Genomic DNA, 12,131 nt, shown 5'->3' on the forward strand with positions numbered 1-12,131 from the left:
CATGCGCATTCTCTGGACCCTGCCCTACCTGCCCTGGCCCACCACCAGTGGTGGCAAGACCCGCGAATATCACCTTTTGCGTAACCTGGCCGCGCGCGGTCATCGCATCACCCTGCTGGTGCAGTCCAAGACCGAACTCGATGAAAAGGGCCGCCAGGCCCTGGAGCCCTGGCTGGAACGCCTGATCGTCCTGCCCCGGCGGCCGCTGCGCAGCCTGCGCACCCTGCTGGCCGTGGCCTTCGCGCCGGCGCCGATGCTGGCCAGCGTGAATGGCTACGCCCCGGAGCTGGAGCGCACCTTCGCCGAGCTGCTCAAGGAACACTGGGACATCATCCAGATCCAGCACACCTACGCCTTTCAGCCGTTCGAACGCGCCCTGGCCGCCAGCGGCAAACCGTTCATCCTCACCGAGCACAACGTCGAATCGGCGCTCGGCGCTGCCAGCTACGACAAGCTGCCCGCCTTGCTCGCCCCCTTTACCCTGTACGACCGCTGGCGCTATCGGCGCTGGGAGGCCCGGGTGTTTCGTCAGGCCGGCGAGCTGATCTCGGTCACCGAAAGCGACGCCAAGGCCCTCTCGCGCCTGAGTGGCAAGCCGGTGTCGATCGTGGTCAATAGCGTCGATTGCGACTACTACGCCAGCGTGCAGCCAGACCGCGAAGGCCAGCAGTTGCTGTTCATCGGCAACTATGAGTACGCCCCCAACGTCGATGCCGTGGCCTGGGCGCTGGACGAAATAATGCCCAAGGTCTGGGCCGCAAAGCCGCAGGTGCGCCTGACCATCGCCGGTTACGCCATGCCCGAATCCTGGCGCGAGCGCTGGCCCGACCCGCGTATCGAGTGGCTCGGCTACGTGCCCGACCTGCGCGCCCTGCAGCGACGCTCGACGATGTTCTTCGCCCCGCTGCGCCAGGGCGGCGGTTCGAAACTGAAGATTCTCGAAGCCATGGCCGCCGGCCTGCCGGTGGTGACCACCGCGCAAGGTGTTTCCGGCCTGGCCGTAGAGCACGAGGTTCATTATCTGGGCAGTGAAGACGCCGCCGAGCTGGCCAGGCTGATCACCGACCACATCGACGCCCCACTGCGCCTGGCAGGGCTCGGCGAGGCCGCTCGCGCCTATGCCCGCGCGCGTCACGACTGGGCGGTCTCTGCCGCACAGCTGGAAGCCACCTACATCCGCCTCACGCCCCCTACCCCAGGAGTGCGCCCATGCGCATAGGACTCGACTACCGTGCCGCCGTCGGTTATCCGTTCACCGGCATCGGCCGCCAGAATTTCGCCCTGGAAGATGCGCTACGCAGCTTTCCCGGCGCCAGCCTGCAGCTGTTCGGCGTCGCCCCTGAAGGCCACCCGATACGTCGGCGCATTCATGCTCCGCGCTGGTCGGCACCGCTGGCCTCGGTGCATCGCCTGCCCGAGCGCCTGAAGTTCGAAGGGCTGTTCCTGCCCGGCGCGCTGCGCGATGCCGGTATCGAACTGTACGTCGCCAACATCAACATGGGCCTGCCGCTGGGGCGCAAGCCCGAAGGGCTCAAGTACGTGCTGCAGTTGCATGACCTGTTCCAGCTGACCCAGGAAAACCACCACGGCTCGCGCCTGAAGGCACACCTGTACCGCTACACCGACCGGTTGTCCATCGAGCATTCGCTGAAGGTCGCCGACCGGGTCTGGCTGCCTTCGCAGTACAGCGCCGACGAAACGACCCGGGTGTTTCCCTGGGCGGCGGCGAAGCTGCGCGTGGTGCCGGTGCGGGTCGACAGCTTTGCCGGCGAGCCGGCCGACATCAGTGCCCTGGCCCTGCCGGAGCGCTACTGGTTGTGCGTAGGCACCCGCGAACCGCGCAAGAACATGGTCTGGTTCGTCGACGCCTGGCAGACCGCACGCCGACGCTACCCGCACATCCCCGCCCTGGTGCTGGTCGGCAGTGACGAGGTGCTGCACCCTAACCAGCGCCAGCTCGATGGCCTGCATGTGCGGCGCGGCCTGAGCGACCCCGAACTGCACGCGGTGTATCGCCAGGCCGAACGCCTCTGGCAGCCCTCGCGCGCCGAGGGCTTCGGCCTGCCGGTGATCGAAGCCCTGCGCGTCGGCACCCCGGTGGCCGTGGCCACTGGCAGCTCGCTGGACGAAATTACCCCACCGGACAGCCCGCGCTTCTCGCCGTACGATGGCGACGCGCTGATCCGCCTGATGGGTGTGCTGTCCACGGCCAGCGCCGAAGACCCGCAACACTTGCGGGAATGGTCGCTGCGCTATGACCGCCCCGAGTTCGAACGCCGCGTGCACGCCGCTCTGGAGGAGCTGCGCTGATGCCCTTCGTCCTGCCCATCGGACTGTTCTGTGCCCTGCTGTTCGGCCTGTTGATCTGGCTGACACCGGTGTCGATGGTCCTGCTGGTACTGGCAGGCATGGCGTCGATCGTCACCGTGGTACGTCGCCCGGCGCTGGGCTTGCTGCTGTTCTGCGTGCTGGGCACCTTCATTCCTTACTCGACCATCCAGATCGGCGTGCGTACCACGGTTTCCGAAGCGATGATCATGCTGACCTGGGCCAGCTACCTGTTCCAGGCGATGTTCTTCGACCAGCCGAAACGCCCACCGATGATGCGCACCGAGCGCCTGCTGCTGGCCCTGATGCTGTTCAGCGCCTTTCCGTTCATCGTCGGGCAGGTCTCGGTGGTGGCCGAAGGCAACGGGCCGATCAACTGGGTGCGCTGGCTGTTCAACCTGTCGATCCTGTTTCTGGTGCCGCGTCTGCTGAACGAGCGCAAGACCCTGGAACAGGCGGTCACCGCCATCATGCTCGGCACCCTGGGCCTGTTGCTGCTGTCGATCCCGGTGTTCCTCGTCGAGCGCTCGGCCCCGGCGATGATCCCGATCCTCGGGGTGCTCGGCTACAGCGGCGTGGACGTGCTCAACAGCAGCCTGCTGGCCCTGGCCGACCGCATGGGTTCACCCTGGATGCACCCCAACGTGGCTGGCGGCGCCCTGGCGATGATCCTGCCACTGGCATTCTGCTTCGGCATGACCCGCAGCGGCGCGCCGCGTAGCCTGGCACTGGCGGTCGCCGGCCTGGGCACCGTCGGCCTGCTGCTGACCGGCTCGCGCGGCGCGCTGCTCAGCCTGATGGCGATCATGCTGTGGATGGCCCGGCGGCGCATACCGCATCTGGGTCGCCTGCTGCTGGCCGGCGCCTTCGCCGGGGTGGGCCTGCTGCTGCTCTATCCGCCCCTGCAGGAGCGGATCATGGGGCTGTTCTCCGATGACGACGTCAGTACCGCGATCCGCTTCCTGGAATACAGTCACTTTCCCGAGGCAGTGGCCAGCTTTCCGTTCGGTATCGGCTTCAAGGTCGACCCACCGGTGCCCAACTACACCGAATTCGGCATCTCCAACCTGTGGCTGAACTTCGTCTACAAGATGGGCCTGCCGGGCATGCTGCTGTTCATCGCGGTGACCCTGAGCTGGTGGAAACAGGTACGCCCGCCCAAGGGCAGCATCGTGCTCAGCGCCGAAAACGCCATCGCCCTGGGCAGCACCTGTGGCGTGCTGACCGCGCTGTTCAGCGGCCTGTTCGACCACTACTTCAGCTTCACCCCGGTTCTGACCGCGCTGTTCTGGCTGCTCGTCGGCATCAGCCTGCATGAGAACCGGCGCCTGCACATCCAGGCCATTCAGTCATTCAAGTCCGGCATTGCCAGACCCGCACAGGAAAAACAGCCATGAAACATCGCCTGATGCACTCGCACAACCTGCGACAGGCCCTGCCCGAATACGCCGAGAAAATGGGCGTCAGCCTGGAGGAGCTGGAGCAGGCCTATGAATGGATGCTGGCCAACGATGTGTGCTTCGAAACCCGTATCAAGGACAAGACGCTGTCGTTCATCAGCTATCTGAACATCGAGCCACGCATCGAGCATCCACTGGCGCGGCGCTTCTACCGCCTGCTGGCCAGCGAGATCCGCGGTGCGCTGATCCCGCTCTACGGCATCAACTGGCCAACCCTGCGCGACCGCATGCTGCGGGTCTGGGAGCAGCTGTACAACATGCTGATCTGCAAGATTCCCAGCCACCACCTGCGCCTGGCCTGGCTGCGCCTGGGCGGCGCGAAGATCGGCAAGGGCTCTACGGTGTGGCGCAATACCGAGGTGCTGGGCGTCGACAGCCTGCGCATCGGCGACGACACCACGGTGGGCTGGCACTGCCAGCTCGATGCGCGCGGCGGCCTGATCATCGGTGACCACGTGACCATCGCCTCGCATGTGCTGATCATCGCCGGCGGCCACGACCTGCAGGCCCCGGAGTTCTGGGCGGTGGGCGGGCCGGTGTTCATCGGTGACTACGCCTGGATCTGCAGCCGGGCACTGCTGTCGTTCGGCGCCGACATCGGCGAAGGCGCAGTGGTCGGTGGCGCCAGCGTGGTGTCCAAGCCGGTGGCGCCCTACAGCATCGTCAGCGGCCCGAATGCCGAGGTCAAAGGCGAGCGCGCGCGCAACCTGAACTACAAGGTGGGCGGCAAGGGCCTGTTCACCTTGTTCCACTGACCCCAGCCCATGCTCGGTTCGACGTTGTGGCTGACCCTGGCCACCCTCACCGGCCTGGCCGCAGGCTTTGCCCGCGAATGGCTGCTGGTCGCCGCCTGGGGCGCCGGGGCGCAGAGCGATGCCTTTCTGGTGTCGATGTTCCTGCCCGAGGCGTTGCGCATGTCGCTGGCCGGCGGCCTGCTCAGTGCCGCCGCCCTGCCGCTCTATCAGCAGCGCGACGACCTGCAGCGACGCCGCTGGCTGGCGGCGCTGACTCCACGCCTGCTGCTCGGTGCGCTACTGCTCAGCCTGCTGCTGGCGCTGGGCGCCAGCGTCTGGGTGCGCCTGGTCGGCCCGGGCCTGGACGCCGCAGGCTACGCCCAGGCAGCCGGCAGCCTGCACTGGCTGGCCTGGTGTGCACCCGGCTTCGTCCTGCACGCGCTGCTCTGCGTGCCACTGCAGGCCCATGCACGCTTCGTGCTCGCCGGTCTGGGTTCGCTGCTGTTCAATCTGCCGCCGGTGTTGTACCTGGCGCTGATGCGCCAGGCCGCCACGCCGGACATGCTCGCCGGGGCCTGCCTGCTGGGCAGCCTGCTGATGCCGGCGGTGTTGCTGCCCAGCCTGTATCGCCTGGGCTGGCGACCGTGGCGCCGAGACACCGAAGCGGGTGCCGTCAGGGAACTGCTGCAGCGTATCGGCCCGCTGCTGGGCAGCAACCTGGCCAGCCAGGGCTTGGCGCTGCTGGAACGCATGATCGCCTCGCTGCTGGGTGAAGGCGCGGTGACCTGGATCAACCTGGCGCGCAAGCTGATCAACCTGCCGTTGATCGCGCTGATGAGCCTCAACCAGGTGTTGCTGGGCCTGATGAGCGGCAGCGCCGGCCAGGCGCGTCTGGCGCTGCTGCGTCGCGGGCTGGCCAGCGCCACCCTGCTGACCCTGCCGGCAGTGGCCGGGCTGATCGGCGCCGCCGGAGCGCTGGTGGTCCTGCTGCTGCCGCAACAGACCCACCAGGGACCGTTGCCAGCCCTGCTGGCGTGGTTCGCCACGCCCTTGCTGTTCAATGCCTGGAACGCCTTGCTGGCCCGCTATGCCTATGCCGATGGCGATACGCGCCTGCCCCTGCACTGCGAGCTGCTGGGTAGCCTGGGCAATGCCGTGCTGCTCGCGGTGTTGCCGTGGTGGCTGGGAGTCAACGGCATCGCTCTGGCGGCGCTGGGTGGCGCACTGCTGACCGGCGTGCTGCTGCTGCGCCGCCAGGGGTTACTCCAGGTCGCGCCGTGGCGCAGCCACTGGCCGCTGGCGGCACTGGCGATGGCCCTGGCAGCGTTGCTGCTGCACCCGCTGCAATCGGTACCCTGGCAACTGGGCCTGAGCACGCTCTACGGATCGGGCCTGCTGATGGCCCTGGGGCTTTGGCTCAGGCCATGGGCAACAGCCGCCTGAGCCTCGCTGAAGCCGCGCCTACCCGGTAAAGAGTTCAACCGGTAGGCCGGGAAAGCCCTGGTGAGCCTTGCGCGGCTGAAGCTGCGCCTAGCCGCGCCCCCCTCGCCGTCTAGGCGGTGCGCTGGTGCTGCGAGCAGATGCGCTTGAGGGTCTGGCGCAGCCAGCGATGCGCCGGGTCGTTGTCGAAGCGCGGGTGCCAGGCCTGTATCACCTCCACCGGTTCCAGTTCCAGCGGCAGGTCGAAGGCGTGCATGCGCAAGCCCATGGCCTGCAAGCCCCAGATCACCGGCTCTGGCAAGGGCAGCAGCAGGTCAGAGTCGGCCACGCCAAAGATCGCCGAATGAAAGTGCGGGGTGATCAGCGCTACCCGCCGTTGCAGGCCCAGGGCGCCGAGGGCCGTGTCGATCGGGCCCCGCGCGCGGCCGCGGCGCGACACGCTGACATGGTCATAGGCCGCCAACCGCTCAGGCGTGATCGGCCCGGCAAAGATCGGGTGCCCCTCGCGCGCCAGCCCGCAGAAGCGCGAAGTGAACAGCTTCTGCACCTTGGTCTCCGGACCGAAATTGCGCCGCGAGGCAATGTACAGGTCGATGCGCCCCTCACGCAGTGCATCGTCGTCATCCACGCCCTCGGGCACGAAGCGCAGCGTGCAACCGGGCGCGCCTTCGCGCAGGGCGTCCATCAGCCGGGCACCGAACGAGCCGAAGAACACGTCGTTGGAGCGTATGTTGAAACAGCGCTCCAGGGTGCTCATGTCCACCGTATCGCGGGCCTGGAACACCTGCGCCGCCTGCTCGACCAGCTCGCGCACCTGGGCCTGCACCGCCAGCGCCCGCGGTGTAGGCACCAGATTGCGGCCGGCGCGCACCAGGACGGGGTCGCCCAGCGCCTCGCGAATACGGCTCAGCGTACGGCTCATGGCTGCCGGGCTCAGGTGCATGCGCCGCGCGGCGCCGACCACGCTGCCTTCGTCGAGCAAGGCGTCGAGGGCGATCAAAAGATTGAGGTCCGGGAGTTGCATGGCGTCATCCGTTGTCAGAGGCCACGATGATAACGCGAAGCGCGGCGGCGACAGACAGCATCCTCTTGCCATGCACAGCGGCCCGGGCCGGCCGGAGCCGTCGTGTAGTGGTCGCCGCGACCACGCAAATCGCGCATCATGTGCATTCCGCTGAATGGAGACAGTCATGCGCTTGATATCCAAAGTAGTGCCGCTTGCGGCGTTGTACCTGGGCCTGTCGTTCAGCGCGCTGGCTATGGCCAGTGAAGAAACCCGCCTACTGGAGTCGATCAACAGCTACCGCAGCCAGGCCCAGCCGTGTGGCGGGCAGGCCTCGGCCGAGCTGCCGCCGCTGGCCAGCGATCCGCGTCTGCTGATGCCAGTGAGCAACACCACCGACCTGCAGCAGGCCATGACCCGCGCGTCCTACCCGATGGTCACCGTACAGGCCATCACCTTGTCCGGGCCCCGGGATGCCGCCGCCGCGATGCAGGCCATTCAGGAGAGCTTCTGCCAGGTGGTGCTCGACCCGCAGTTCGTCGACATCGGCATCAGCCGCGAGAACCGCGACTGGCGCATCGTCCTGGCCCGCCCGCTGCTGACCTCGCGCCTACGCGACTGGCAAAGCGAAGGCCAGGCACTGCTGAGCTTCATCAACACCGCGCGTGGCCAGGCCCGCCAGTGTGGCACACAGTCGTTCGAAGCCGCCCAGCCGCTGACCTGGAACACCAGCCTGGCCGGCGCCGCCGAAAGTCACAGCCGGGCGATGGCCAACAACAATTTCTTCGATCACAAGGGGCGCAATGGCGACACCCCGGGCGACCGCGCCGAACTGGCCGGCTACCTCGCCCAGCAGATCGGCGAGAACATCGCCGCCGGGCAGGACAACGCGCGCAAGGTGGTCGATGGCTGGCTGGCCAGCCCCGGGCACTGCGCGACGCTGATGTCGCCGGCCTACCGTGAACTGGGCGCCGCCTACGCCGCCGACCCGAAAAGCGATGCGGGCATCTACTGGACCGCCATGTTCGGTGCGCCGAGCGGCAACGGCGGCGAGTAGATTCGCGGGAATCTTGCCCCTGCCCTGCTGCCCAAAGCCAGGTCCAAGCCTTTACGGAGAACGATCATGAGCAAGCAGCAGCAACCCCGGCAGGACCAGTCGCAGCGCGACGACCTCGAGCACAAGCCGGACCAGGCCGGCAAGGTCGGCGAGCGCAACAAGGACCTCAACCGCCAGGGCGAGCAGCCGCGTCCCGGCACCCGCCCGGACGGCGGCCAGCGCTGAGTTCGTTACGATCAGCGGCGCGGCCCGACCGACGCCGCCGACTGCAGCACGTCGCGGAAGTAATGACGCAGGGCCTGCATCGCCGGGCTGGGCTCACGCTCGCGGTGCCAGGCCAGCCCGACACTCATCGGCGGCACGCCGTCGCTGACGGTCATGGTTTCGATGCGCTTGCCCTCCAGTGACCAGGGGCGGTGCACCAGGTCAGAGAGAATGGCCACGCCACTGCCGTTGGCGACCATGCTGCGCACCGCCTCCACCGAACTGGTACGCACCCGCACGTTGGGCTGTTGCCCGGCCTGGTTCCAGTAGCGCATGGCCGTTTGCGCGGCCTCATCGACCGTCAGCAGGATGTAGGGTTCTGCAGCAATATCGGCCAGGCTGACCGCCGGGCGCTCATACAAGCGGTGATGGGCCGGCAGCCACAGGCGACGCTCGGAGTTGAACAGCGTTTCGGAGACGATATCCGGGTGGGTCAGGTTGGCGGTCAGCACCACGGCCATGTCGAAGTGCCCCTCCAGTAAGCCGCGCTCGATGGCTTCGCGCTCCTGCTCGAAGACATGGATATCGATCTGCGGGTGCCATTGCGCCAGGCGCTGCAGATGATGCGGCAGAAAGTAACCGATCACCGTGTAGCTGGCCGCCAGGCGCAGGGTCCCGGCGGCCCGTGCCGCCGGCAACGGACTGTTGAGTGCGTCGTCGACACTGCGCAGGATCACGTAGGCGCGGTTGAGAAAATGCCGACCGGCGTCGGTCAGGCTCATGCCTTGTGCCGAGCGCTGGAACAACTGCACGCCGAGCAGGCCCTCCAGCTCCTTGATCGCCGTAGTCACCGCCGACTGCGAAATATTCAAATGCAGGGCAGCCTGGGAAATCTGGCCTATTTCTGCCGTGGCCACGAAGTAGCGCACCTGGCGCAAGGTCAGTGACATGGCACCACCCCTTCTGTTTTTTAGATGACAACCCCTCGATTAATAAATCTTCCCAAGGGGGTAACGCGGAATCTAACGTGCTGGGCGTGCACTCACAAGCAGCAGGAGCAGGCTCATGAAGGCAGTGGATTTCAATTCGGACATGGGCGAAAGCTTCGGCCCCTGGACCATCGGCGATGGCGTCGATCATGAGCTGATGGCGCTGATCAGCTCGGCAAACATCGCCACCGGGTTCCATGCGGGAGACCCCGGCACCATGCGCCGCACCGTGGAACGGGCCAAGGCCCTGGGCGTCGGCATCGGTGCCCACCCTGGTTTCCGCGACCTGGTCGGCTTCGGCCGCCGGCACATCAACGCACCGGCCCAGGAGCTGGTCGACGACATCATCTATCAGCTTGGGGCCCTGCGCGAAATGGCGCGTGTGCAGGGTGTCGAGCTGCAGCACATCAAACCCCATGGCGCGCTGTTCATGCACCTGGCCCGCGACGAAGAGGCGGCGCGCCTGCTGGTGCAGACCCTGCGCCAGCTGGCCCCGCAATTGCTGCTGTACTGCCTGCCCGACTCAGTGATCTGCCACGTTGCCGAGGAACTCGGCCAGCCGGTGGTGCGCGAGTTCTATGCCGACCGCGAATACGACCTCAGCGGTTCCATCGTCTTCACCCGCAACGTGCGTGCCTATGACCCATCGGTGGTCGCCGCGCGGGTACTGCGGGCCTGCCAGGAAGGCCTGGTGCGTACCGTCGAAGGCGACGACCTGGCGGTGACCTTCGACTCGATCTGCCTGCACAGCGATACACCGGGGGCCCTGGACCTTGCCGAGGCGATCCGCCAGATCCTCGACGACGCCGGCATCCAGGTGCGCACGCCGCACTGAAACCGGCCGGCACCCGGCACACTCGATGCCGGGACCGAATGCAGTCCTTGCCTGCCTTTACATCCGCCTTCGAAGAGGAACAGAGATGGCCGCCTCCCCCATCATCACCGCCTCGTACGGCGCCCCTGGACGCCACAAGGACCCACGCCCATGAGCACGCACCAACCGATCCGCTACAGCTTCGGTGCCGACGAGCATCTGTTCGCCGAAGTCAGCGAAAGCATGTCGCTGCAAGCCTTCTTCAAGGGCATGGCGATCACCCGCGCCGTGGAGCGCCTGGAACTCGACGGCGTGCTGGACGTGTGCCTGGCCAACGCCTCGTTCCAGATCCGTTTCGACCCCGACCGCATCGCCCCGCAGGCGCTGCTCGACGCCGTGAAAGGCGCCGAGGCCGGCGCCGTGGCGCAGCGTACCCTGCAGACGCGAATCATCGAGATTCCGGTGCTCTACAACGACCCCTGGACCCACGAGACGCTGATGCGCTTTCGCGACCGTCACCAGGACCCGGACTCCACCGACCTGGAGTACGCCGCCCGTATCAACGGCCTGGCCGACGTACAGGCCTTCATCGACGCGCACAGCGGCGCGCCGTGGTTCGTGTCGATGGTCGGCTTCGTGGCAGGGCTGCCGTTCATGTTCCAGATGGTCGAACGCGAACGCCAGCTGCAAGTGCCCAAGTACCTGCGCCCGCGTACCGACACGCCCAGGCAGACCCTGGGCCATGGTGGCTGCTTCGGCTGCATTTATTCGGTGCGCGGCGCTGGCGGCTACCAGATGTTCGGCGTAACCCCGGCGCCCATCTACGACCCCGAACAGAAGCTCGCCTACCTCAAGGAGCACATGGTGTTCTTCCGCCCCGGCGACATCGTGCAGTTCAAGCCCATCGACCGTGCGGCCTACGATCAGGCGCTGGCCGAGGTCGAGGCGGGACGCTTCGACCTGCGCATCCGTCCGGTGGAATTCTCCCTGGACGCCTTCCTGGCCGACCCGGCCGGCTACCCGACCTCGTTGCTGGAGCAACAGCCATGATCAAGGTACTCAAACCCGGCCTGGCCACCTCGGTGCAGGACCTGGGCCGCGAAGGCTACTACCACCTGGGCATTCCGCCCTCTGGTGCACTCGACCAGTACGCCCTGCGTGCCGCCAACCAACTGGTCGGCAACCCGGCCAACTGCGCCGCCCTGGAGTGCACCCTGCTCGGCCCGGAGCTGCAGTTCGAGCGCGACGCGCTGGTTGCGGTGTGCGGCGCGCAGATGACCCCGCGGCTCGACGGTCAGGACATGCACCCGGACACCGCATTCGCGGTCAAGGCCGGCCAGGTGTTGAGCTTCGATTTCCCGCGTGCCGGCGCCCGCGCCTATCTGGCCGTGGCCGGCGGCATTGCTGTACCGCCGATGCTCGGCAGCCGCTCGACCTATACCCTCGGTTCGCTGGGTGGCTTCGAGGGCCGGCGCCTGGCCGCTGGCGACCGCCTGCCGCTGGGTGAAGACCCTGGCCGGGGCCGGGCGGGCAACAGCCTGCCCATGGCCTTGCGCCAGAGCCTGGGTGGCGAAGTGACCCTGCGCGTGGTACCGGGGCTTTACTACCACCGCCTGACGCCCGAGGCAGCGCGCGACTTCTTTGCCGACCCCTGGACCGTGGGTTCCGAGGCCGACCGCATCGGCTATCGCTTCAAGGGCGCCAACGCGCTGGGCTTCGAGCCGCGCGAGCAACCGTTCGGCGCCGGTTCCGATCCGTCGAACATCGTCGACAGCTGCTACCCCATCGGCTCGATCCAGGTACCGGCCGGACTGGAACCGATCATCCTGCACCGCGACGCGGTGTCCGGTGGCGGCTACGCGATGATCGGCACGGTGATCAGCGCCGACCTCGACCTGGTCGGGCAGATGCAGCCCAACCAGCAGGCGCGCTTCGTCAAGGTGACCCTGGAGCAGGCGCTGGAGGCGCGGCGCTCCCGCCACAAACGCATCGCCTGCCTGGAAAGGCTGTTCGGCTGAGCCATGTGGCCGGTGGGAACGGCTTTAGCCGCGAAAGCGCCAAGAAACTCAGTGCATCTGTTGTGAACAGGCGGTCGCTTCGCG

General features: G+C 67.1%; 12 protein-coding genes. 10 read left to right on the forward strand and 2 right to left on the reverse strand.

The window, feature by feature from the left end; all coding sequences use genetic code 11:
- The first annotated feature begins 1 nt into the window (after position 1).
- Genes QZ497_RS17920 through QZ497_RS17940 form a run of 5 tightly spaced genes read left to right on the forward strand, consistent with a single transcriptional unit; the run spans position 2 to position 5,965 of the window.
- A complete protein-coding gene (locus QZ497_RS17920; protein ID WP_295477409.1) occupies positions 2-1,219 on the forward strand; it encodes a glycosyltransferase family 4 protein in 1,218 nt (405 codons plus the stop codon).
- On the forward strand, positions 1,210-2,310 hold the full coding sequence (locus QZ497_RS17925; RefSeq protein ID WP_295477411.1) for a glycosyltransferase family 1 protein: 1,101 nt from the start codon (positions 1,210-1,212) through the stop codon (positions 2,308-2,310). Before QZ497_RS17920 ends, QZ497_RS17925 begins: the two co-directional genes overlap by 10 nt.
- On the forward strand, positions 2,310-3,725 hold the full coding sequence (locus tag QZ497_RS17930) for an O-antigen ligase family protein (protein ID WP_295477413.1): 1,416 nt from the start codon (positions 2,310-2,312) through the stop codon (positions 3,723-3,725). Before QZ497_RS17925 ends, QZ497_RS17930 begins: the two co-directional genes overlap by 1 nt.
- On the forward strand, positions 3,722-4,543 hold the full coding sequence (locus tag QZ497_RS17935; RefSeq protein WP_295477415.1) for an acyltransferase: 822 nt from the start codon (positions 3,722-3,724) through the stop codon (positions 4,541-4,543). The genes QZ497_RS17930 and QZ497_RS17935 overlap by 4 nt, the downstream gene beginning before the upstream one ends.
- 9 nt (positions 4,544-4,552) lie before the next feature.
- A complete protein-coding gene (locus QZ497_RS17940; protein ID WP_295477416.1) occupies positions 4,553-5,965 on the forward strand; it encodes a lipid II flippase MurJ in 1,413 nt (470 codons plus the stop codon).
- 109 nt (positions 5,966-6,074) lie between these two features.
- Here QZ497_RS17940 and QZ497_RS17945 read toward each other — a convergent pair whose 3' ends face one another.
- Positions 6,075-6,986, reverse strand: coding sequence for a LysR family transcriptional regulator (locus tag QZ497_RS17945; protein WP_295477418.1), 912 nt, complete (start codon positions 6,984-6,986; stop codon positions 6,075-6,077).
- Between the two features lie 166 nt (positions 6,987-7,152).
- On the opposite strand from QZ497_RS17945, the gene QZ497_RS17950 reads away from it, so the two are divergent.
- Both QZ497_RS17950 and QZ497_RS17955 read left to right on the forward strand, forming a co-directional pair.
- Positions 7,153-8,022, forward strand: a complete 870-nt coding sequence (locus QZ497_RS17950) for a CAP domain-containing protein (protein ID WP_295477420.1) — start codon at positions 7,153-7,155, stop codon at positions 8,020-8,022.
- 66 nt (positions 8,023-8,088) lie between these two features.
- Positions 8,089-8,247 (forward strand): hypothetical protein, encoded by a 159-nt coding sequence (locus tag QZ497_RS17955; protein ID WP_295477422.1) that lies wholly within the window; start codon positions 8,089-8,091, stop codon positions 8,245-8,247.
- An 11-nt stretch (positions 8,248-8,258) separates the two neighbouring features.
- Here QZ497_RS17955 and QZ497_RS17960 read toward each other — a convergent pair whose 3' ends face one another.
- Positions 8,259-9,176: a LysR family transcriptional regulator gene (locus tag QZ497_RS17960; protein WP_295477424.1), complete on the reverse strand. Its 918-nt coding sequence runs from the start codon at positions 9,174-9,176 to the stop codon at positions 8,259-8,261.
- Between the two features lie 115 nt (positions 9,177-9,291).
- Here QZ497_RS17960 and QZ497_RS17965 point away from each other — a divergent pair, with 115 nt between their 5' ends.
- The 3 genes from QZ497_RS17965 (at position 9,292) to QZ497_RS17975 (ending at position 12,047) form a co-directional block, all read left to right on the forward strand.
- Positions 9,292-10,050 (forward strand): 5-oxoprolinase subunit PxpA, encoded by a 759-nt coding sequence (locus tag QZ497_RS17965; protein WP_295477426.1) that lies wholly within the window; start codon positions 9,292-9,294, stop codon positions 10,048-10,050.
- A gap of 150 nt (positions 10,051-10,200) precedes the next feature.
- Positions 10,201-11,079, forward strand: coding sequence for an allophanate hydrolase subunit 1 (locus QZ497_RS17970; protein WP_295477428.1), 879 nt, complete (start codon positions 10,201-10,203; stop codon positions 11,077-11,079).
- Positions 11,076-12,047, forward strand: a complete 972-nt coding sequence (locus tag QZ497_RS17975; RefSeq protein ID WP_295477430.1) for a biotin-dependent carboxyltransferase family protein — start codon at positions 11,076-11,078, stop codon at positions 12,045-12,047. Before QZ497_RS17970 ends, QZ497_RS17975 begins: the two co-directional genes overlap by 4 nt.
- Positions 12,048-12,131 lie beyond the last annotated feature (84 nt).

Origin of the sequence: uncultured Pseudomonas sp. (assembly GCF_913777995.1) — a bacterium.
Taxonomy (GTDB): domain Bacteria; phylum Pseudomonadota; class Gammaproteobacteria; order Pseudomonadales; family Pseudomonadaceae; genus Aquipseudomonas.

Bases quoted from the DNA above. Each gene is read 5' to 3' on its own strand.
- QZ497_RS17920 (WP_295477409.1), top strand. From the start codon at position 2: ATGCGCATTCTCTGGACCCTGCCCTACCTGCCCTGGCCCACCACCAGT.
- QZ497_RS17925 (WP_295477411.1), top strand. From the start codon at position 1,210: ATGCGCATAGGACTCGACTACCGTGCCGCCGTCGGTTATCCGTTCACC.
- QZ497_RS17930 (WP_295477413.1), top strand. From the start codon at position 2,310: ATGCCCTTCGTCCTGCCCATCGGACTGTTCTGTGCCCTGCTGTTCGGC.
- QZ497_RS17935 (WP_295477415.1), top strand. From the start codon at position 3,722: ATGAAACATCGCCTGATGCACTCGCACAACCTGCGACAGGCCCTGCCC.
- QZ497_RS17940 (WP_295477416.1), top strand. From the start codon at position 4,553: ATGCTCGGTTCGACGTTGTGGCTGACCCTGGCCACCCTCACCGGCCTG.
- QZ497_RS17945 (WP_295477418.1), bottom strand. From the start codon at position 6,986: ATGCAACTCCCGGACCTCAATCTTTTGATCGCCCTCGACGCCTTGCTC.
- QZ497_RS17950 (WP_295477420.1), top strand. From the start codon at position 7,153: ATGCGCTTGATATCCAAAGTAGTGCCGCTTGCGGCGTTGTACCTGGGC.
- QZ497_RS17955 (WP_295477422.1), top strand. From the start codon at position 8,089: ATGAGCAAGCAGCAGCAACCCCGGCAGGACCAGTCGCAGCGCGACGAC.
- QZ497_RS17960 (WP_295477424.1), bottom strand. From the start codon at position 9,176: ATGTCACTGACCTTGCGCCAGGTGCGCTACTTCGTGGCCACGGCAGAA.
- QZ497_RS17965 (WP_295477426.1), top strand. From the start codon at position 9,292: ATGAAGGCAGTGGATTTCAATTCGGACATGGGCGAAAGCTTCGGCCCC.
- QZ497_RS17970 (WP_295477428.1), top strand. From the start codon at position 10,201: ATGAGCACGCACCAACCGATCCGCTACAGCTTCGGTGCCGACGAGCAT.
- QZ497_RS17975 (WP_295477430.1), top strand. From the start codon at position 11,076: ATGATCAAGGTACTCAAACCCGGCCTGGCCACCTCGGTGCAGGACCTG.